Source organism: Pseudomonas sp. NBRC 111132, from assembly GCF_001320565.1.
In the GTDB taxonomy this organism is placed as follows: domain Bacteria; phylum Pseudomonadota; class Gammaproteobacteria; order Pseudomonadales; family Pseudomonadaceae; genus Aquipseudomonas; species Aquipseudomonas putida_P.
The window spans coordinates 79,660-99,620 of the sequence record NZ_BCBI01000002.1 but is presented as its reverse complement, the minus strand read 5'-3'; the positions used below and the strand labels follow the sequence as shown (position 1 = coordinate 99,620).

Annotated in this window: 14 protein-coding genes; 3 read left to right on the top strand and 11 right to left on the bottom strand. The window is 62.8% G+C overall.

All coding sequences use genetic code 11. From position 1 onward, the window contains the following. Positions 1 to 17: 17 nt before the first annotated feature. The 8 genes from APH35_RS01575 to APH35_RS01540 all read right to left on the bottom strand — a co-directional run bounded on the left by APH35_RS01575 (position 18) and on the right by APH35_RS01540 (position 11,542). A complete protein-coding gene (locus APH35_RS01575) occupies positions 18 to 2,279 on the bottom strand; it encodes an ATP-dependent DNA helicase (protein ID WP_060514100.1) in 2,262 nt (753 codons plus the stop codon). Further along, positions 2,276 to 3,925, bottom strand: coding sequence for a VRR-NUC domain-containing protein (locus APH35_RS01570; protein WP_060514099.1), 1,650 nt, complete (start codon positions 3,923 to 3,925; stop codon positions 2,276 to 2,278). The genes APH35_RS01575 and APH35_RS01570 overlap by 4 nt, the downstream gene beginning before the upstream one ends. A gap of 228 nt (positions 3,926 to 4,153) precedes the next feature. Beyond that, on the bottom strand, positions 4,154 to 5,455 hold the full coding sequence (locus APH35_RS01565) for an MFS transporter (protein WP_049773234.1): 1,302 nt from the start codon (positions 5,453 to 5,455) through the stop codon (positions 4,154 to 4,156). A 99-nt stretch (positions 5,456 to 5,554) separates the two neighbouring features. Then, positions 5,555 to 6,772: a fumarylacetoacetate hydrolase family protein gene (locus tag APH35_RS01560; protein ID WP_060514098.1), complete on the bottom strand. Its 1,218-nt coding sequence runs from the start codon at positions 6,770 to 6,772 to the stop codon at positions 5,555 to 5,557. 20 nt (positions 6,773 to 6,792) lie between these two features. Next, a complete protein-coding gene (locus APH35_RS01555) occupies positions 6,793 to 7,851 on the bottom strand; it encodes an Ldh family oxidoreductase (RefSeq protein WP_060514097.1) in 1,059 nt (352 codons plus the stop codon). A gap of 35 nt (positions 7,852 to 7,886) precedes the next feature. Continuing rightward, positions 7,887 to 9,428, bottom strand: coding sequence for a UxaA family hydrolase (locus APH35_RS01550; protein WP_060514096.1), 1,542 nt, complete (start codon positions 9,426 to 9,428; stop codon positions 7,887 to 7,889). 185 nt (positions 9,429 to 9,613) lie between these two features. Further along, entirely contained in the window at positions 9,614 to 10,567 is a 954-nt protein-coding gene (locus APH35_RS01545; RefSeq protein ID WP_012272573.1) for a LysR family transcriptional regulator, read from the bottom strand. Positions 10,568 to 10,594: 27 nt separating this feature from the next. After that, the gene (locus APH35_RS01540; RefSeq protein ID WP_012272574.1) at positions 10,595 to 11,542 is read right to left on the bottom strand and encodes a LysR family transcriptional regulator; all 948 of its coding nucleotides are present in this window, start codon (positions 11,540 to 11,542) and stop codon (positions 10,595 to 10,597) included. A 101-nt stretch (positions 11,543 to 11,643) separates the two neighbouring features. Here APH35_RS01540 and APH35_RS01535 point away from each other — a divergent pair, with 101 nt between their 5' ends. Both APH35_RS01535 and APH35_RS01530 read left to right on the top strand, forming a co-directional pair. Continuing rightward, positions 11,644 to 12,957 (top strand): L-fuconate dehydratase, encoded by a 1,314-nt coding sequence (locus APH35_RS01535; protein ID WP_012272575.1) that lies wholly within the window; start codon positions 11,644 to 11,646, stop codon positions 12,955 to 12,957. Between the two features lie 66 nt (positions 12,958 to 13,023). Beyond that, on the top strand, positions 13,024 to 14,325 hold the full coding sequence (locus APH35_RS01530; protein WP_012272576.1) for an MFS transporter: 1,302 nt from the start codon (positions 13,024 to 13,026) through the stop codon (positions 14,323 to 14,325). Positions 14,326 to 14,436: 111 nt separating this feature from the next. Here the strand turns inward: APH35_RS01530 and APH35_RS01525 are convergent, their stop codons facing one another. The 3 genes from APH35_RS01525 to APH35_RS01515 all read right to left on the bottom strand — a co-directional run bounded on the left by APH35_RS01525 (position 14,437) and on the right by APH35_RS01515 (position 18,717). After that, on the bottom strand, positions 14,437 to 15,789 hold the full coding sequence (locus tag APH35_RS01525) for a GntR family transcriptional regulator (RefSeq protein ID WP_012272577.1): 1,353 nt from the start codon (positions 15,787 to 15,789) through the stop codon (positions 14,437 to 14,439). Then, the gene (locus APH35_RS01520) at positions 15,789 to 17,174 is read right to left on the bottom strand and encodes a hypothetical protein (RefSeq protein ID WP_060514095.1); all 1,386 of its coding nucleotides are present in this window, start codon (positions 17,172 to 17,174) and stop codon (positions 15,789 to 15,791) included. The genes APH35_RS01525 and APH35_RS01520 overlap by 1 nt, the downstream gene beginning before the upstream one ends. Positions 17,175 to 17,694: 520 nt before the next feature. Continuing rightward, the gene (locus tag APH35_RS01515) at positions 17,695 to 18,717 is read right to left on the bottom strand and encodes a zinc-dependent alcohol dehydrogenase family protein (protein ID WP_012272579.1); all 1,023 of its coding nucleotides are present in this window, start codon (positions 18,715 to 18,717) and stop codon (positions 17,695 to 17,697) included. Between the two features lie 206 nt (positions 18,718 to 18,923). Between APH35_RS01515 and APH35_RS01510 the strand changes: the two genes are divergently transcribed. After that, a complete protein-coding gene (locus tag APH35_RS01510) occupies positions 18,924 to 19,838 on the top strand; it encodes a LysR family transcriptional regulator (protein WP_012272580.1) in 915 nt (304 codons plus the stop codon). Positions 19,839 to 19,961 lie beyond the last annotated feature (123 nt).

The window sequence follows — 19,961 nt, the reverse complement described above, 5'->3', positions numbered from 1 at the left end:
CCCAAGGCAAGAAACCGCTAGACGATAGCCGCCGGCCACCACCCAGGGAACATCTGCTGAACCCTGGGCTCAGCGAAACGTTCGTCAATAAGCACCAACACCCCGCGGTCCTGGTCGCCACGGATAACCCGGCCAGCCGCCTGGATCACCTTGCGCACGCCCGGGTAGAGATAGGCATAGTCGAACCCCGCGCCAAACTGCCGCCCAAGGCGCTGCTTGAACTGTTCGTTGACCGGGTTGACCTGGGGCAACCCCAAGGTGGCGACAAACGCGCCGATCAACCGCGTGCCTGGCAAGTCCACCCCTTCGCCGAAAGCACCGCCCAATACGGCGAAGCCCACACCTCGGCCATCGGTGACAAAGCGATCGAGGAATGCCTGGCGGGCCGCCTCGTCCATGCCCGGTTCCTGAGCCCACAGTGGAATCTGGCCATGCTGCTCGGCCAACAGCCGGGCCACCTGTTGCAGGTACTCGAAACTGCTGAAGAACGCCAGGTAGTTGCCCGGCACGCGCTCATACTGTCGGGCAATCAGCTCGACGATAGGTGCCAGGGAGGCTTGGCGCTGCTGGTAGCGGGTGGACACCTGGCTGGCAATGCGTACTTCCAGCTGTTCGGCGCGAAACGGCGCGGACACTTCGAGCCAGGCGGTGTCAGCGGGCATCCCTAGCAGGTCGCTGTAGAAGTGCCGTGGGCTCAACGTGGCGGAAAACAGCGTCACACTGCGCGCCGCCTGCATACGTGGGGCCAGCAGGCGCGCCGGGGTGACGTTGCGCAGGCACAGTGTGGCCAGCCGCCGTTTGCGCGGGCCCTGGCGCTGGCTGATGTCGAACAGGAAGTGCTCATCGAACAGTTCGGCAACCCGGCTGAACTGCAAGGCCTGATAGAAGAACTGCAATACCTGCGGGTCCACGTGTGCCGGCGCTTGGTTCATTTGCTCCTGAATCAGCCCGATGCACTGCTGCAAAGCACGCAACAGCCCGTCGGGCAGCGACTCGCTGGCGTGGTACGGCGCACGCTGCTCTTTATACAGCGCGTTCCAGTACCGGTTTAGGCGGTCCAGCGCACTGACCAGCCCGGGCGGTTTGCTCTGGCGCAAGGCCAGCAGTTGCCCTTGGTCAAGGCTGGCGCTGTACATGCCGCGCCCACGCTCGACCAGGTTGTGCGCTTCGTCCACCAGCACCGCTACGCGCCACTGGTTGAGCTGGGTCAGCCCAAACAGCAAGGCATGCGCGTCGAAGTAGTAGTTGTAGTCGGCAACCAGCACGTCGGCCCAGCGCGCCATCTCCTGGCCCAGGTAGTACGGGCATACCTGGTGTGCCAACGCCACTTCGCGCAGGTTGGCGCGGTCGAGCAACGGCTGTGCGGCCGCAGCCTCGCGTGCTGCCGCCAAACGGTCATAGAAACCCGCAGCCAATGGGCAGGATTCGCCATGGCAAGCCTTGTCCGGGTACTCACAGGCTTTGTCGCGGGCGATCAACTCCAGTGTGCGCAAGGCAGGTTGCGGCGTGGCATCGGTGATCTGACGGATGGCGTCCAGGGCCAACGCCCGGCCTGGGGTCTTGGCGGTGAGGAAGAACAGTTTGTCCAGCTGTTGCGGCACCATGGCCTTCAGTAGCGGGAACAAGGTGCCTAGGGTCTTGCCAATGCCAGTGCTGGCCTGGGCCATCAGGCAACGGCCGGTGCTCACCGCCTTGTACAAGGTTTCAGCCAGCTGCCGTTGGCCCTGGCGGAATTGTGGATAGGGGAAGCTCAGTGCCTGCAGGCCTTGATCACGATCACCCAGGCGTCGATGCTGATAGTGGGCCCAGCCGAGAAAGCGCTGGCATTGGATTTCGAAGAACTCCCGCAACTCGGCAGCCGTGTAGTGCTCGCTGAACAGCGTTTGGCCATCGCTGTCCACGTCCAGGTACACCAGCGCCACCTCGATGCTCGGCAGTTGGCGTGCCTGGCACATCAGCCAGCCATAGACCTTGGCCTGTGCCCAGTGCAACTGGCGGTGATTGGCCGGCTGACGCGCCAGGTCGCCTCGGTGCGTCTTGATCTCTTCCAGGCGATTGCTGCCAGGGTCATAACCGTCTGCGCGGCCCCGCACCTTGAGGGTTTCGAATTGGCCTTCGAGGGTGATTTCGGACTCGTAGCCCGCAGCTCGCCGGGCCACTACCCGCTGATGCCCTTCAATGCCTTCCTGGGCGGTGGGCGACGGCGTGAAACGCAGGTCCAGGTCACCGACCTTGGCGCTGAACTCGCACAAGGCACGCACTGCCACGCTGTAGCTCAAGGCGTTTCGCTCCAGCGCACATGGCACACCGCGACGGGCAGGCCGTGTTGCCTGCAGAACTCCAGCCAGCGCAGTTGGTTGTCCTGCAGACGGTCACCGGGCCCCTTGACCTCGACCATGCGATAACGGCCCTGCTCGGGCCAGAACTGGATCAGGTCCGGCATGCCGGCGCGGTTGCTGCGAATGTCCTGCAGCAGGCGCAGAAAGCACTGCTTCAGTTGGGCGGCCGGCAGGCAAGCCAAAGCCTGTTGCAGCAGGTCTTCGCTGAGCATGGACCAGAACACGAACGGCGACTGCAGGCCCTGCTTGCCCTTGTAGCAGTCGAGAATCGCCTGGTGATGGCTGCCGTCATCGAGCCGCCCGAGGCAGCGCTGGAACAGTGCACTGCGCCGTTGCTGGAAGTCGCTGTCGTGCAGGTCCTGTGGCGCAGCCTGGAACGGGTTGAAGAATGCGCCGGGCACCGGGGCGAAGATGGCCTCCCAGCACAACAGGCCAAACAGGCTGTTGAACAACGTGTTCTCCACATAATGTGCCTGCCCCCCCTCTAGCGCCAGGTGCTGACGCACGGCTTCTTCCACGCCCAGTGCCGCGTGCTCGCGGGGCAGTTCAAGTTCGATCAGCTCCAGCGGCGCGACACGCTGGCGCCGCTGTGGCGGGCCGCCAAGCTTGCGCGCCAGGCGTGGCAGCATGCGTTCCAGGGCCTGCACTTCCAGCGCATTGGCCGGTGCCGCAGCCAGCTGTAGCGCCAGTGCATGGGCCTGGGGCCACTGTTCGCTGCGCTCCAGTACCCGCACCTGGCGAATGCGTGCCTGGGCATGGTCGCACTGCGCGTACACGGCCATGGCCAGATCCCAGTCACCCTGGCGCTCGCATTGTTGGCCCAAGGCGAATTGCAGCCGCGCATGGCGCCGGGCCAGCCAAGGGTTTTCACTGTTCAGCCCTTGCAGGGTCGCGAGGATCGACACTGGGTCGCCACCCTGCTCCAGGCGCTCGGCGCACTGGTGCAACGCCATGGCCAGGTCGAGCTCGTCACGCCGTTGCAAGGCTCGGGAATCGCTGCTGAACGGCACCTGCTCGTAGCGCAGCAGGCCAAGGTCGGCGAGGACGAAGTCTGACCAGTCCTGGTACAGGTTGCCGAAGAACAACAAACGCACCCGGTCGCACAGAGGCTGCAAGCACCACTGAAGGATGCGCACCTCGCTGTCGGGAAACCATTCGGCCAAAGGCCGGGCCCGTAGCTCCAGTGGCTTCAGCTGTGCCAACAGCTCATGCTTGGCGGCACGCGGGCGGCTCAGTTGTCGGGCGAAACAACGGGCCAGTTCGTCCTTGCGTAGCAAGGCGAACAGCTGCTCCAGTTCCAGTTGCTCGGGTTCCCGCACCCAGCCCAGGGCCTGCAATGGCTGCAGCGCCAGCGCAGTGTCGCCGATTTCGGCGTAGTCGAGCCGGTCGCTGCGAAACAACTCGCCTTTGCGCATGACCATACGCACCATCAAGGCTTGGGCTGGTGCTTGCAGTTGGCTGAATGCGCGGATGAAAGCCAGTTCCTGGTCTTCGAGCAGGTCCTGGTAGCGCTGTTCGACCCACAGCACAACCTGGCGGAAGTTGTACAGGTAGTAGAACGGGTCGTCGACGGAATGGGCGATCACGGGCTAAGGTCAGTTTGTGGTAACAGGCACTGGTTATACATACAGACAAGCATGCCTGACAAGCGCCGTGGGTCAGCTCGATGGTGCTTTGTGTAGGAGCGGCCTTGTGTCGCGATGGGCTGCGCAGCAGCCCCCGGATATCGAGAACAACGCCAATATCACTGAGGCCGCTTGGCGGCCCTTTCGCGACACAAGGCCGCTCCTACAGGGGTTGCGTGACGTATCAAACTACTTGGTTGCTGGAACCATCCCCTCTGCCTCGACCTTGGCACTGCCGATCGGCGCCTGCAGCAGCAGGAAGTACGCCACTGCCGAGCACAACGCCACCACCGCGCTGATCATGAACGCCGTGGTGAACGAGCCCGAATACTGGATGCTGAACCCGGTCACGATCGGTGCCACGGAACCGGCGATGTAACCACCAAAGTTCTGGATCGAGCCAAACGACGCCACGCGCTGGCTGTCGACAATGGTGTTGACGATCATCCAGGCGGTGGCACTGGCCATGTTGATGCTGAACAGCGCCAGGCACAGCAGGATGATGCAGCCGGTCAGGCCGGTGACGAAGGACAGGGGCAAGGTGAACAGCGCGGCCAGCACCAGGCCGGTGATGACACTGAACTTGCGGCCACCCAGCACGCTCATGCCACGCTTTACCAGCCAGTCACAGAAGCGCCCGGCAACGATGGTACCCGCGGCACCAAAACCGTAGGCCAGCGACACGACCCAGGCGGTCTTGTACAGGTCCAGCCCATGTTCACGCTCGAAGTAGCCTGGCAGCCAGGTCAGGTGCAACCAGAGCATGTAGATCACCCCCATGAAACCCAGCACCGCGCCCCAGGTACTGCGGTGCTTGAACAGGTCGAGCCAGCCGGCGAAGTAGGATGCCTTCGGCGTGGCTGCAGCGGTTACCGGCGCCTGGTGCTCGCCCGGCAATGGCTTGCCTTCGGCCGCAAGCTCTGCCAGGTAACGGGCCTTGCTCTTGTAGAAGGTCAGCCAGCACACCGCCAGTACCACGCCGATCACACCGGTAATGATGAACATGCCGCGCCAGCCGAAGTTGACCATGAACAGCGTCAGCAAGGGTGGCGCCAGGCATGGGCCCAGGCACGTCGACGACCAGACCACGCCGGTCGGGGTGCCGCGTTCGTTGGCGTCGAACCACTCCGACAAGGCTTTGGCCGCCGATGGGAACATCGGCGCCTCGCCAATCCCCAGCAATACCCGCAGGCCCATGAATCCGGCAAAACTATTGACCATGCCAAACGCTGCCTGGGCTACCGACCAGCCCAGCAACGAGGCACCCAAGGCGATCTTGCTGCCCAGGCGGTCGATGATCATGCCCATGGGCAATTGGGCAAAGGCATAGGCAATGGAAAACGCCGACAACAGAATGCCCATCTGCGACGGGCTGATCATCATGTCTTTCTGGATGGAGGTGTTGGCAATCGACAGCGCACTACGGTCCAGGTAGTTGACGATGCCGATCAGCAGCAGGAACACGACGGTGATGCGCTGGTACTTCTTCATAGGGTTCATGTGATGACCTTTCTTATTATTGTTGCCGCGCTATCAGCGCCTTGACGATCCCTCGATGCTGCTGCGCCCCTCCCTGACGCAGCGTGTCGTTCAAAACTGGCGCGCGGTGGCTGCAACCTCCAACAGGCCACGTTGGCCAAGGTTGTCGATCAGCGCGCGCAGGCCAAAGGCCCACTGCGGTGCCAGATCGCTGGTGGTCACGCGGTTGCACAGAGTACCCAGTTGCGGGTTGCTGATGCTCACCACGTCACCCGGTTTGTGGGTAAAGCCGTTACCCGGCTGATCGCGGTCCTGCTTGGGAGCGAACAGGGTACCGAGGAACAGCACCAGGCCGTCGGGGTATTGGTGATTCTCGTTGAGGGTTTGCTGCACCAGGTCTTGCGGGTCACGGCTGATCTGCCGCATTGAGCTACGCCCGGACAGGATGAAACCGTCCATGCCTTCGACCCGCAGGTCCACCTCGGCGGCGCGCACATCGTCCAGACCAAAGCTTTCGTCAAACAGCCGCAGCAGCGGGCCCAGTGCAGTGGACGCGTTGTTGTCCTTGGCCTTGGACAGCAGCAAGGCGCTGCGCCCTTCGAAGTCACGCAGGTTGACGTCGTTGCCGAGCATGGCGCCCTTGATGCTGCCATCGCTCGACACCGCCAGTACCACTTCGGGCTCTGGGTTGTTCCAGCTGGACTTGGGGTGGATGCCAATGTCGGCGCCGTGACCAACGGCCGACAGCGGCTGGGCCTTGGTGAACACTTCGGCATCCGGGCCGATGCCCACCTCCAGGTACTGCGACCACAGGCCCTGCTCTACCAGCACCTTGCGTAGCGCTTCGGCCTGGGCCGAGCCAGGTACGATCTGCGACAAATCGGCCCCGATGCGGCTGGCCAGGGTGTCACGGATAGCGTCAGCCTTGGCCGGGTCGCCCTTGGCCTGTTCTTCCACCACACGCTCCAGCAGGCTGGTGGCGAAGGTCACGCCTGCGGCCTTTACCGCTTGCAGGTCGATCGGCGCCAGCAGCCAGGGTTGGCGTGGGTCGCGCTGGGCGGGGTCGCTGTTGCCCAGCAATGCCGGCAACGCAATCAAGGGTTCGGCCAACGGCAAGGCACGCAGGTAGGCCACCGGGTCGGCCACTTCCAGCAGGGCCGATACAGTCGCCACGTGGGTGCTGATATCGTAGACGGCACCGGCTTTCACCAGCACCACCGCCGGCCCTTGGTCCGGCAACCAGACCCGCCCTACCCAGCTGCCGTTATCGAACACGCTGGCATCATGTTTTAGCGTCAGCGGTTGATTGGCGTTCGATCGTTCAGTCATCGGTGTACCCTTAATGTGCATCAATGGGAAAGTGCCGGCAGTTGCAACTGCCCGGCCAGGCGGTCAAGGTCGGCCACCACCTGAGGCGAAAGATTCACGCCCTGCTCCAGGGCCTGGCGACGCAGGGCAAGGCCAGCTTGCCCAGGCAAACGCACCGGGCGCTCGGGGTCGAGCGGGCGGCTGGCAAGTACCAGTCGGCCCAGGAAGCTGGTTTCATCGGTGAACGCTTCCAGGCCGCCAAAGAAGCGCGGGTCGATGACCACGGCAGTAGCCGAGGCACCCCACTGCTCTGGTGCATCCTTGCGCCCGTGGCCGCCCAAGCCCGACGTCAGGGCTTCAACCAGCAGCGCCAGGGCGAATCCTTTGTGGCCAAAGGCCTGGCCACCCAAGGGCAGGATGCTGCCTTGCGGGCGAGTGAAGAAATCACCTGGGTCGTCGCTCAGTTGCCCCTCATTGCTCACCACTACCGGGTGCGGCAGGCGGCTGCCGGCATCGCGGCATTGGCCGACCAGGCCGAGGGTGACGGTGGACATGCTGACATCGAGCAGAATCGGCTCGCCCTGGGTCGGGATACCGGCAGCAATCGGGTTGGGGGTGTACACCGGGTCAATGCCGCCATGGGCGCAAACCAGCCCCAACGAAGGGTCCGAAGAGTAAACCATGGCCACCAAGCCCTGGTCGGTGTAGGGCTTGAGGTAGGCAGCCAGGCAGCCGATATGCGCCGCACGGCGCACCACTGCAATACCGATGCCCTGTGCGGTCGCGCCCTTGGCCGCACAGTCCAGGGCCCGGCTGACGCAATACGGCCCCAACACATAATGGCCGTCGAACAAGCTGGAAATGCCACTGTCCGCGACCTGTTCCAGCGCCTGCGCGCGGGCCTTGACGTGCCCGCTGAGCATACCGTCGATGTAGCGGCTGACCAGGTTCAGGCCATGGGTACGATGGCCGAGCAATTCGCCTTCGAGCAGCACCCGGGTCACCGCCTGGGCGACATCGGCATCGGCACCGGCTTTGGTGAACAGTCGCTCGACAAACGTGGTCAGTGCTTGCGCGTCGTACTGCGTGTTTTGAGTCATGGCAGTTACCTCGAAAAGGGGACGGGAGCGGTCGATCAGGTCACTGCCCCAATCTGCCAGGGCACGAATTCGTTCTGTCCATAGCCGTGCTGTTCGCTCTTGCTGCGTGCTCCAGAGGCAATGCGCAGCATCTGTTCGAAGATGAATGCGCCGCGCTCCTCGATACTGGTAGAGCCGTCGGCGATGCCACCGCAATTGACGTCCATGTCCTCTTGCTGGTGCTCGAACACCCGGTTGTTGGTCGCCAGCTTGATCGACGGTGCCGGGGCACAGCCGTAGGCCGAACCACGGCCGGTGGTGAAGGCGATCAGGTTGGCCCCCCCGGCCACCTGACCGGTGGCCGATACCGGGTCGTAGCCAGGGGTGTCCATGAACACCAGGCCCTGGGCACGCACGGCTTCCGCGTACTGGTACACATCGACCAGGTTGCTGGAGCCAGCCTTGGCCACCGCCCCCAGGGACTTCTCGAGGATGGTGGTCAGCCCCCCTGCCTTGTTGCCGGCCGAGGGGTTGTTGTTCAGTTCGGCGTTCATGCGCTGGCAGTAGTCTTCCCACCAGCGGATGCGCGCCACCAGCTTTTCGCCCACCTCACGGCTTACCGCGCGGCGCGTCAGCAAGTGCTCGGCACCGTAGATTTCCGGGGTCTCGGAGAGGATCGCGGTGCCACCGGCTGCCACCAGGCGGTCGACAGCATTGCCCAATGCCGGGTTGGCGGTAATCCCCGAGTAACCATCGGAGCCGCCACACTGCAGGCCGACCACCAGGTGCCGGGCACTGACCGGCTGACGCCGCACCTGATTGGCCTCGGCCAGCAGCGTCTTGACCTGTGCGATACCGGCTGCGACGGTTTTCGACGTGCCACCAATCCCCTGGATGGTGAATGCGCGCAGTTGCGCGCTGGCCTGCAGGCCCTGGGTTTCCAGCAGGCTTTCGATCTGGTTGGTTTCGCAGCCCAAACCAATGATCAGCACGGCAGCGAAGTTGGGGTGAACGGCATACCCGGCCAAGGTGCGGCGCAGCAGGCCAAGGGCTTCGCCGCTGGGGTCCACTGCGCAACCGGCACCGTGGGTCAGGGCCACCACGCCGTCGATGTTCGGATAGTCGGCCAGCACCTCGGGATGGATGTCACGGCGAAAATGGTCGGCCACGGCGCGGGCCACGGTCGCCGAGCAGTTCACCGAGGTAAGAATGCCGATGTAGTTGCGGGTAGCGACCCGGCCATCGGCGCGCACGATGCCCTGAAACTGTGCGGTGCTGCCCGGCTGAGTGCGGGTATCGACACCAAAGGCATAGTCACGGGCAAAATCGCCCATCTGCACGTTGTGCACATGGACATGGTCGCCAGCGTCGATAGCCTGCGAAGCGAAGCCGATGATCTGCCCATAACGGCGCAGCGGCTGGCCCTGCTCCACACGCTCGGTGGCGAGCTTGTGGCCCGAGGGAATTGGCTGGCGCACGGTGATCGCCTCGGCATCCAGGCGCAGCCCTTGCGGCAGGGCCTGGCGAGCAATGAGCACATTGTCCAGCGGGTTGAGGCGGATGACGGCTGGGTCACCGGATTTGGCAATCAGTTGCATGGGACCTCTCAGGGCGGTGCGGCTGACTTCTTGTTATGGCTGTCGCCACTGTAAGAAGCCTTGCGCAACATTCCCAATGAGATGATCCGATCGAACGATAACCTGGCGTTATCGCAACAAGATATCGGTGCGAAATCTTCAATCGACTATGGGGGCCATTGGGTCGTGCAGCAGCCCCCCGCTTCCTATGCTAGCGCTGCCCTGCGACGTTGTGCGCCCTCCAGCAAGATCTCGACAAACGCGCGGGCCGAAGCACTCAGCGGTTCATCCTTGCGGGTGACCACACCATACTCCAGCGCCGGCACATGCAAGGGGCTGTGCAGCTCCTTGAACTGCCCGCTGGCCAACTGCGCAGCAACCATCGAGCGCGGTAACATGGCGATCATCGGGGCTGATTGCAGCAGTTGCAGGAACATCGGCATGGAGATGGTCTCCACGCTGTCGGCGGGCGTTGCGATACCGGCCACCCGAAACGCCTGCTCCAGGCGGTTGCGGATCGGCGTGCCCACCGGGTACAGCACCCACGGCCAGTCGCCGAGTGCTTCCAGTGGCGTGCTGTCGAGCTGGTTGAGCGGGTGCTCGCTGTTCACTACCAGGCTGAAGGGCTCGGGCTCCAGCGGCTGGAAGTCGAACAGTTGGCTGAAACGCTCTTCGGTGAAACGGCCAATCATGATGTCCAGCTTGTTCTGCTCAAGCATGGTCAGCAGGTGATCACTGGAATGCTCCACCACTTCAATCGACAGCAATGGGCTGCGTGCCTTGATGGCGGCGATGGCCTGCGGCAGCACCAAGGCGGTTGCGGCAAAGATCCCACCAACGCGGATAAAGCCATGCCCGCCGTTACGCAGGCGGTTGACCTGGTCGACAAACTGTTGCGACTCGGCCAGCGCACCCTGGGCGTAACGCACCACGTATTCACCCAGCTCGGTGGGCGGCATGCTGCGTGGCAGGCGTTCGAACAGGGCAAAGCCGAACTGCTCCTCAAGGTCACGCAGCATCTTGCTGAGTGCTGGTTGGCTGAGGTTCATGCGTGTGGCAGTAGCGTGCATGTTGCGCGTGCGCGCCAGGGTATCGATCAGCACCAGGTGCTTGTAGCGGATCCAGTTGCAAAAACTGGAATGGGTCATGTCCGGCGGCATAGACGCAGGGCCTCGTGCGGGTGAAAGTTATTGAGCGCGCAAATAGCCCAGCAAGGTATCGAGGGCAACCGAGTTGGGCCGCGAACGCAGGGTCAGCACGCCAAGGTTGGCCATGGCCAGAGGAAGTTCCACGGGCAGGATGGCGACCATGCCATAGCGGGCATAGTGCTGGGCCACGTCATTGGGCACCACCGCGATCATTTCAGACGCTTCGAGCATGGCAGTGGTCGCCAGGATCGAGGCGGTTTCGACGATATCCAGCGACTGCACCATGCCCCCGGCCTGCAATGCGCTTTCGACGCGGCGGCGCATCGGGCTGCCGATGGGGTGCAGAATCCAGGTCAAGTGCACCAGGTCGGCTAGCTGCAGACAGGCGACTGTAGCCAAGGGATGGCCTGCGCGGGCAATCACGCGCATTTGCTCACCGCCTTCGAACAGCTCGATGTTCAACGCCTGGCTGTCGCTCTGGTCCGGCAGGCGCCCCACCACCATGTCGAAGTCGCCACGCAGCAAGGCGGGCAGCAAAGTATCGCTGGTGCCTACTTCCAGGGCGATGCGCACGTTGGGGTGGTCGCGTTTGTAGGCCAGCACCGCCTTGGTCAGCACACCCGGTACCGGGCCCATGACGCTGCCCACCCGCACCAGGCCCGAAGCCCCGCGCGCCAGTTCGGCAATTTGCGCCTGGGCATGCTCGAACTCATGCAACGCGTTCTGCGCATAGCGGATCATCACCTCGCCATACAGCGTCGCTTGCATACCCCGTGGCAGGCGTTCGAACAAACGCACCCCCAGGCGCTCCTCGAGCTGCTGCAGCAACAGGCTGGCAGCCGGTTGCGTGGTGTGCATCGCGGCCGCCGCACGGCGCAGGTTGCCGAATTCGCCCAAGGCATTGAGCAACGTGATCTGCCGGCTGGAGATCTTCAGTGCGCCGAGGCTGGCAGGCACCTGGGTGTTGTCGGTTGACGAGCGAGACATATCGAATCCGGTATCGCTGGTTAAGATTTGGCGATTATGCCTGTATCGCTCGACAACCTACAGTCAGCGCTCCCAGTGCTTGAACAGAACAAGAGCCGACCATGAGCATACGTATTACCCACCTGAGCGTTCGTGACATCCGTTTCCCCACTTCGCTGTCGCTGGATGGCTCCGACGCCATGAACAGCGCCCCCGACTATTCGGCGGCCTACGTGGTGCTGCACACTGACGCAGCAGCCCTTGAAGGCCACGGCCTGACCTTCACCATCGGCCGTGGCAACGAGATTTGCGCGGCAGCGGTGCAGTCGCTGGCCCCCCTTATCGTCGGCCTTACCCTTGAAGAAATCACCGCCGACATGGGCGCTTTCTGGCATCGCTTTACCGTCAGCGACAGCCAGCTGCGCTGGCTGGGCCCGGAAAAGGGCGTGATCCACCTGGCCACTGCCGCCATCATCAATGCCGTATGGGACCTGTGGGCCAAGCACGAGGGCAAGCCCGTCTGGAAGCTGCTGGCCGACATGACACCCGAACAGCTGGTGCACTGCCTGGACTTCAGCTACGTCACCGATGTGCTCACACCCGAAGAAGCCATCGCCCTGCTGCGCCGTCAGGCACCGGGCAAAGCCCAGCGCGAGGCGCAGATGCTGCGTGAAGGCTACCCAGGCTACACCACTGCACCGGGCTGGCTGGGCTACAGCGAAGAGAAAATGCGCACGCTGGCCCGCGAGGCCGTGGCAGACGGTTGGACCCATATCAAGCAGAAGATCGGTGCCGACCTGGAAGAGGACATCCGCCGCGCCAGCATCCTGCGCGAAGAAATTGGCTGGGACCGCACCTTGATGATGGACGCCAACCAGGTGTGGAGCGTGGAGCAGTCTATTGCCAACATGCGCCGCCTGGCTGCCTTCGAACCACTGTGGATCGAAGAGCCGACCAGCCCCGACGACATCCTCGGCCACGCCACCATACGCCAGCGCATCGCGCCGATTGGCGTGGCCACCGGTGAGCATTGCCATAACCGGGTGATGTTCAAGCAGATGTTCCAGGCCGGTGCGCTGGACTTCTGCCAGCTGGACGCAGCCCGCCTGGGTGGCCTGAACGAAGTGCTGATCGTACTGCTGATGGCGGCCAAGTACGACGTGCCGGTGTGCCCGCACGGCGGTGGCGTCGGGCTGTGCGAATATGTGCAGAACATTGCCTTGTTCGACTACATCGCGGTGTCGGCCTCGTTGCACAACCGGGTGCTGGAGTATGTCGACCACCTGCACGAGCACTTCATCGACCCGGTGGTGATCCGACGCGGGCGCTACATGCCGCCACAACGCCCCGGTTACAGCATTGAAATGCACGCCGAGACCCTGGAGCGCTACCAGTACCCCAATGGCGCAGTGTGGCTCGACATCAACCGCTCCTGACCCACAGACCTGGGTGTGCCGTGGCCACACGGCACGCCACCAGCACTTTTCATGGGGAAAAAAACAATGACAACCCTCACCCGCGCAGCGGCTTCGGCCCCTGCCGCCACGAACGAACAGCGCCTGAACAGCTTGCTGCTACGCAGATTGATGCCACTGCTCATCGTCGTCTACGTGATGAGCTTTCTTGACCGCACCAACATCGCCCTGGCGAAAGCCAGCATGGGCATCGACCTGGGCCTTTCGGCAGCAGCCTATGGCCTGGGCGCTGGCTTGTTCTTTCTCACCTATGCCCTGGCCGAAGTGCCCAGCAACCTGATCATGCACCGGGTGGGCGCGCGCTTCTGGATCACCCGCATCATGATTACCTGGGGCCTGCTCTCGGCGGGCATGGCCTTCGTCCAGGGTGAAACGTCGTTCTACATCATGCGCCTGTTGCTGGGGGTGGCAGAAGCGGGCCTGTTCCCCGGTGTAATGTTGTACCTGACCTACTGGTTCGACCGCGAACAGCGCGCCCGCGCCACCGGTTACTTCCTGCTGGGCGTGTGCCTGGCCAACATCCTCAGTGGCCCGCTGGGCGGTGCCCTGCTGGAAATGGATGGTGTGCTGGGCTGGCACGGCTGGCAGTGGCTGTTCGTGCTCGAGGGCCTGCCTGCCGTGGCCTTGGCCTTCGTGGTGTGGAAAAAGCTGCCGGACGGCCCGGCCTCGGCGCCCTGGCTGTCGGCCGCCGACGCCCAGGACATCGAACGCCGCCTGGCCGCCGAACGGGCTGCCGCACCGCAGCAGAGCAAGCTGGGGCAGATGTTCCGCGACCGGCAGATCTGGCTGGCGATCGGGGTGTACTTCGTGCACCAGATCACCATCTACACGGTGATTTTCTTCCTGCCCGGCATCATCAGCACCTACGCTGCCCTATCACCCTTCCAGGTCGGCCTGCTGACAGCAGTGCCCTGGATTGCCGCTGCCATAGGCGCCGCCACCTTCCCACGCCTGGCCACCTCACCGCGCCGCTGCCGCACGCTGCTGTTCTTCGGCCTGTTGACCATGGCCACCGGGTTGCTGCTGGCATCGCTGAGCAGCTCCTTCATTGGCCTGATCGGTTTTTCCCTTACCGCACTGATGTTGTTCGTGGTGCAGTCGATCATCTTTGTCTTCCCCTCCAGCCGTCTGAGCGGTAACGCACTGGCGGCGGGCCTGGCCTTCGTCACCACCTGTGGCCTGTTGGGTGGCTTCGTCGGGCCGTCGGTGATGGGGTTGATCGAGCAGACCACCGGTAGCACCCGCCATGGTCTATGGATCATTGCAGCATTGCTCGTATTGGCGGCACTGGTCAGTACCCGTTTGCGCCAAGGGCAGGAACAACACTAAGTAGTACGCAATTTCACGCCCCTGCCAGGAGCAGCCTTGTGTTACGAAAAAGCCATGAATGCCTCATGCAGTTATTTGGCATGCCGACCCTTTCGCAGCACAAGGCTACTGCTACAGGTTGCGAGTACGACGCCCGCAACGCGGCTCCAACGCCTGTGCCAAGCGCGTTACCGCCTGTTGCAGATCATCCGGGTGCCCCCCCAACCACATCAATGCCAGGTATTGCGTGTAGCGCCCCTGCAGGCTGAACTGCTCGCCGGACAGCACATGCAACGGTGAGCCTGCCAACGCTGCGTTAATACCCTCCCACACCAGCGGCTGACGAAAGCGCACCCACAGCATCTGCCCGCCTTGCGGCATCTCCAGCACCACCCGCTGGCCGAATTGCAACGCCAGCACACGCGCCAGGCATTGCGTGCGCCTTTGCAGGTCCAGGCGTAACTGTACCCATTGCGTCTCGATTTCCCCCTTGCCCAGCATGTGCGCAAGCGCCTGCAAGCGTAGCGGCGCCAGCCGAAATGCTCGCTCGGCGAACGCCTTGGCCAACTCGGCGTCACGGCTCAGTAAATAGGCATACGGCGCTTCGGGCCCCACCGCAGCCTCGAACGTGCCCATCACCAACAGCCAACGCGGGTCCACCCAGTCGCGCAAGCGTTTGTTCGGTGGCCCGCTGTAACAGAGTTCGCTGTCCAGGTCGTTTTCCAGCAACCACACAGGGTACTGGCCAAGCAATAGACCAAGCTGCTGCTGATAGTACGGTGAAAGCAGCCGCCCTTGTGGCATGCCCAGGCACGATGGCATGACCAGCATGTTTACCGGCTCGCTCCCCAGCAACCTGGCCAAGGCAGGCAGGTCTGGGTTGCCCTGAGCATCCAGTGGCACCTCCAATACGCGCATGCCAGCACGCGCCAAGGCGCGTAAAACCTGCCAGCAACAGGGCGAATGTACCAGCACAGTACCGCCATGCAAGGCCAGCGCCGCGAGCAGTGTCTCGATCAACGCCAGCACATCGGGGGCCAGTTGCACATCATCGGCACGCCAGTACTGGCTGGAGGAGCGGGTATAGCGTTCAGCAATGGCATTGCGCAATCGGGTGCTGCCAAGCGCATCCCAGGGTGCAACGCTGCAGTCACGTTGGCGGGCCAGGCGCCGCTCGTGGCCTAGCAGAATGCGCTCCAACAGCGGCTGCGCCGGCAAGGGAGGCTGCCTGTGCGTAGCCACGGCCTGTTCTTTGCCAGCGTTATCCACGTAATAGCCCGACCTCGGCCGGCAGTGCACGCGGCCCTCTTCTTCCAGCAGGCTATAGGCATTCTGTACCGTGGCCAACGACACCCGCAGCCGCCGGGACAGCGCACGCAATGACGGTAACCGGCATGGGCCATCGCCAGCAGCCTGATCGATCAATGCTTCCAGGTAGCGATACACCTTGCGATACGCGAACTCGCCGGCGGTCGCTCGCCCCATCAAGGCAGCCCCACAAAGCCGCGCCGCCGCCCCGACGCCTGCCGCGGCAACAACCTCAGGTGCACATCGCGGCGGGCCAGATAGTTAAGCAGACGCCAGGCAGTCAGCGGCAACTGCCCGGCATAAATCGCCCGCAATTGGCCCAGCGGCATGCCACTTGTGTTCACCAACCAGGCTTTTACCGCATCGGGGCAGGGTTTGCCTTGCAAGGCCCTGTGCAGGTACGGCAACGCTACCAGCATGTCGGCATGCCGACACTGCAAGAACCGCTCGAGGTTTTTCCCCTGCCTGGCAAAGGGGCTGAACAGCAAGCACACCAATTGGGTCTGATTGATGCCGTAGGCTTTGCCGAGTTGCAACTGATGTGCCTCACGCTGTTTGCTACCGGCCACCTGCCCTGCCAGCCGCAGCGCTGGACGACCAGCCTGTGGCTCCAGACTGCGCGCACGCAGTTGGTGCAACTGTGCCATGGTTAGCGAGTCGACGAATTCCGACAGTGGCAAAGCATCCGGGACGGCCTCGAAACCACACCCCAGCATGGCATCAAGCGGCTGCTCTTCAAGCAAGTGCGGCAGCAAGTCATCAAGGGCTAACAGCCGCACCGTCGCCCCTTCCGGTGCAGCACCCAATGCCGGCTCTGCCAGGCTACCCTGCGCGCCACCGGCAGCGCCATGTAACCGGCCCAAGCCATTCACCAGCGCCGCCAGGCACTGGTGTACCGCATACGGACCGCGCTCCCCGGCAAGGCGCAGGCTACGCCTCGCCCACGCCAGGTATCGACGGCGCTGAAAGGCGGGTATAGCCGTGACCAATGCATCGGCGGGCGCCTCTGCCAGCAGCGCAAAACCAACGGCACCCGCCAGTTCCAGGTGCAAGCGGCTACCCAGCAGGGCTTCGGGCCTGGCATCGATCAGGTGGCCGAACATCAACATGGCGTCCTTTGCCAGTAGCCAATGCTCGGGCGTTGCCGAGGGCCGACGGCTGAACGGCACAACCGTGCACCCCTCGATCATCTGCAATTGCACCCGCGGGTCATCCTGCATGAACAAGGCGCTGAAACTGCGCTCGTGAGCCCCCAGCGTGGCACCATCGACAACCGGCAGGCTGACCACCAGCACCCGCAACTGGAAGGTTTCCGGGGCACGCAGGGCAATACTCAGTTGCGCGGCACGCAGCATGGCCAGCAGCCGGGTGCCCTGGGGATCACTGCCTTGCAATACCTGCAAACGGAAGGTACCGATGTATTCGGGCCCGCCGGCAGCAACCAGCAGCCGTTGTATCAGCAACTGCAGGGAAGCACGTTGTGCCTGGGACATGTGGCTCAGCAAGCGTTCGAGCACTTGCTGGTAGATATAATGCATTGCCTGGTCGTGAATAGCAGTCACGAAATCACCTCATCAACTTCATGCGGCCAGCGAATGCCGAGCCAAACACTGGCGCTTCGACATACCCTGAACTTTTCCAGAAGAAATTTCCTACAACAAAATGAAAGTAATGACGTAACCCTTCACTGTCGCCAAGCCATCGAAAAATAACCACCACTGCGACGGCCAGCCGCTGCCACACACCGCCCTACTCCAGGCATAGCCATGCTCATTCCACGCTCCTTGCGCAAACTATCATTGGGCCATTATCGAGAGGAATTCAGAGCGAATTGAAGACACAGTTCACGGTAAAAAAACCATTCAGCAAAAGTGCGATCCCACATTGCACCCCAGAGAAAAAGAGTTCAAGCCTGAATACTTGGCGCAATATTTCCAACACCCCGAAAGTCATCGACCAGAATGTAGTCCATGTCGTATTTAATTGTAGGAACGCTCCTACTTTTTAAGACTTAAATCATTTTACCCCACGCATAAAAAAACCCGGGACGCTGCCCGGGCTTTCCGATAACACAAAGAACCGTCAGTGTTGTGCCATGTCCAGCACCACACGTCCGCCACACGGGCATTGGTCCATATAGCGATGCGCGTCCACCACCTGCTCGAACGGGTACACCTTGATGATCTGCGGTGTCAGCAACTGGTCGGCAGTGAACTGGTTGATATCGCGCAAGGCACGCTGCAGTGCCACCTGATCCTGGCTGATACCAAGTTCTGGTTTGCCGGTGAAGTTGCCGATGCAGTGGACATAGAACTGAATGTTCTTCTGAAATGCCGCACAGGCCGGGAACGGCGTCTGGTTGCCGCCTTGCAGGCCATACAGCACCAGGCTGCCACGCGGTGCCAGCACATCACCCAGCAGCGACATCTGCGGCCCACCCATGCCATCGAGGACCATGTCCACGCCACGGCCATCGGTGTACTTGCCAATCTGCAGCAGCAGGTCCTGCTCTTCGGTAACGATCACTTTGTCGGCACCCAGGCCCAGCAGGTACTCACGCTGCTCCGCTTCCTTGGTGGCGGCGAACACTTTCAGCCCCAGTGCCTTGCCCAGTTGCACGAAAGCAGGGCCGGCGCAATGGCTGGCATCGGTGACCAACGCAGTCTGACCCGCCTTGGCCCGCGCCAGGTCGACGTAGGCGAAATAGGCGATCAGCAGCGGCGTATAGTGCACGCTGGCCTCAATGGGGGTGAGTACATCCGGGTAGCGGGTAATGGCAGTGCGCGGCAGCACGATGACATCACCATACACCGGGTGGTCGTTGGCACTGGTGGCCGGGAAGCTGGCAACCCGATCACCGACGGCAATGTCTTCGACCCCTTCACCGACCGCAGTCACCACCCCAGCCATTTCGTGGCCGATCCCCGCTGGCAGGCGTGCCTGGGATGGTGCCAGGTTCTGGCGCCAAAGCACGTCATACCAGCTGACGCCAATCGCCTCGACGCGGATCTGTACCTCGTCGACAGCGGGTGACGGTTCGGCCTGCTCCTCGCAACGGAGCACATCGGCAGCGCCGAACTTGTGGAAACGGATCATGCGGGACATCGCATACCTCGCCTTTGTGAACCTCTAATTACCACTGACTTTATCCGGGCTTTGCTCGTTAGACCATCAGTGGTCATTAATAGTCGACATGCTTGTCATCGATTGGGCACCTGACTTTCCCTGCGATTGGTCCCCCTAAACCCGTGCAGGGTAACAGCCTTTGGCCTTAAGATTCACCCCTGCCCCACTTTAGGCGAAGCACACCGATGAATCGAAACGACCTGCGTCGCGTAGACCTCAACCTGCTGATCGTGTTCGAAACGCTGATGCACGAGCGCAGCGTGACCCGTGCCGCGGAAAAACTGTTCCTCGGCCAACCGGCCATCAGCGCAGCCTTGTCGCGCTTGCGCAACCTGTTCGACGACCCGCTGTTCGTGCGCACCGGCCGCAGCATGGAGCCATCGGCACGGGCCCACGAGATCTTCGCCCTGCTGTCGCCGGCGCTGGATTCGATTTCCACGGCGGTCAGCCGCGCCGCCGAATTCGACCCAGCCACCAGCAACGCAGTGTTCCGCATCGGCCTCTCGGATGACGCCGAGTTCGCCTTGCTGCCGCAACTGCTCAAGCGTATTCGCGCCGAAGCCCCTGGTATCGTGCTGGTGGTGCGACGGGTCAACTACCTGCTGATGCCCACGCTGCTGGCCTCGGGCGAGATTTCGGTGGGTGTCAGCTACACCAGCGAACTGCCGGCCAATGCAAAGCGCAAGGTGCTGCGCCGCAGCATGCCTAAACTGCTGCGGGCCGACAGCGTACCCGGCAACATCACCCTGGACGACTTCTGCGCACGGCCGCATGCACTGGTGTCGTTTGCCGGGGACCTGTCTGGCTTCATCGATGAAGCCCTGGAAGAACTTGGCCGCAAGCGGCATGTCGTGCTGGCGGTGCCGCAGTTCAACGGGCTGGGGAGCTTGCTGGCGGGCACCGATATCGTCGCCACGGTGCCGGACTACACCGCAGAGGCGTTGACGGCGGCGGGCGGGTTGCGCGCCGAGGACTTGCCCATACCCGTGCGCAGTTTCGAACTGCACATGGCCTGGCGCGGGGCGCAGGACAACGACCCGGCGGAGCGGTGGCTGCGGTCGCGGATACAGATGTTCTTCGGGGATCCGGACAGCCTTTGATTCGCACCCCTAACGTGGGTCTTCACATCCAGCACGCTTGAAGCTCGCGTCGGGCTTGTTCACGCGAAGCACAAAGCCTGACCTACGCCGACGCATTCCCTGCGTGATCATGGCGTGCTTCAC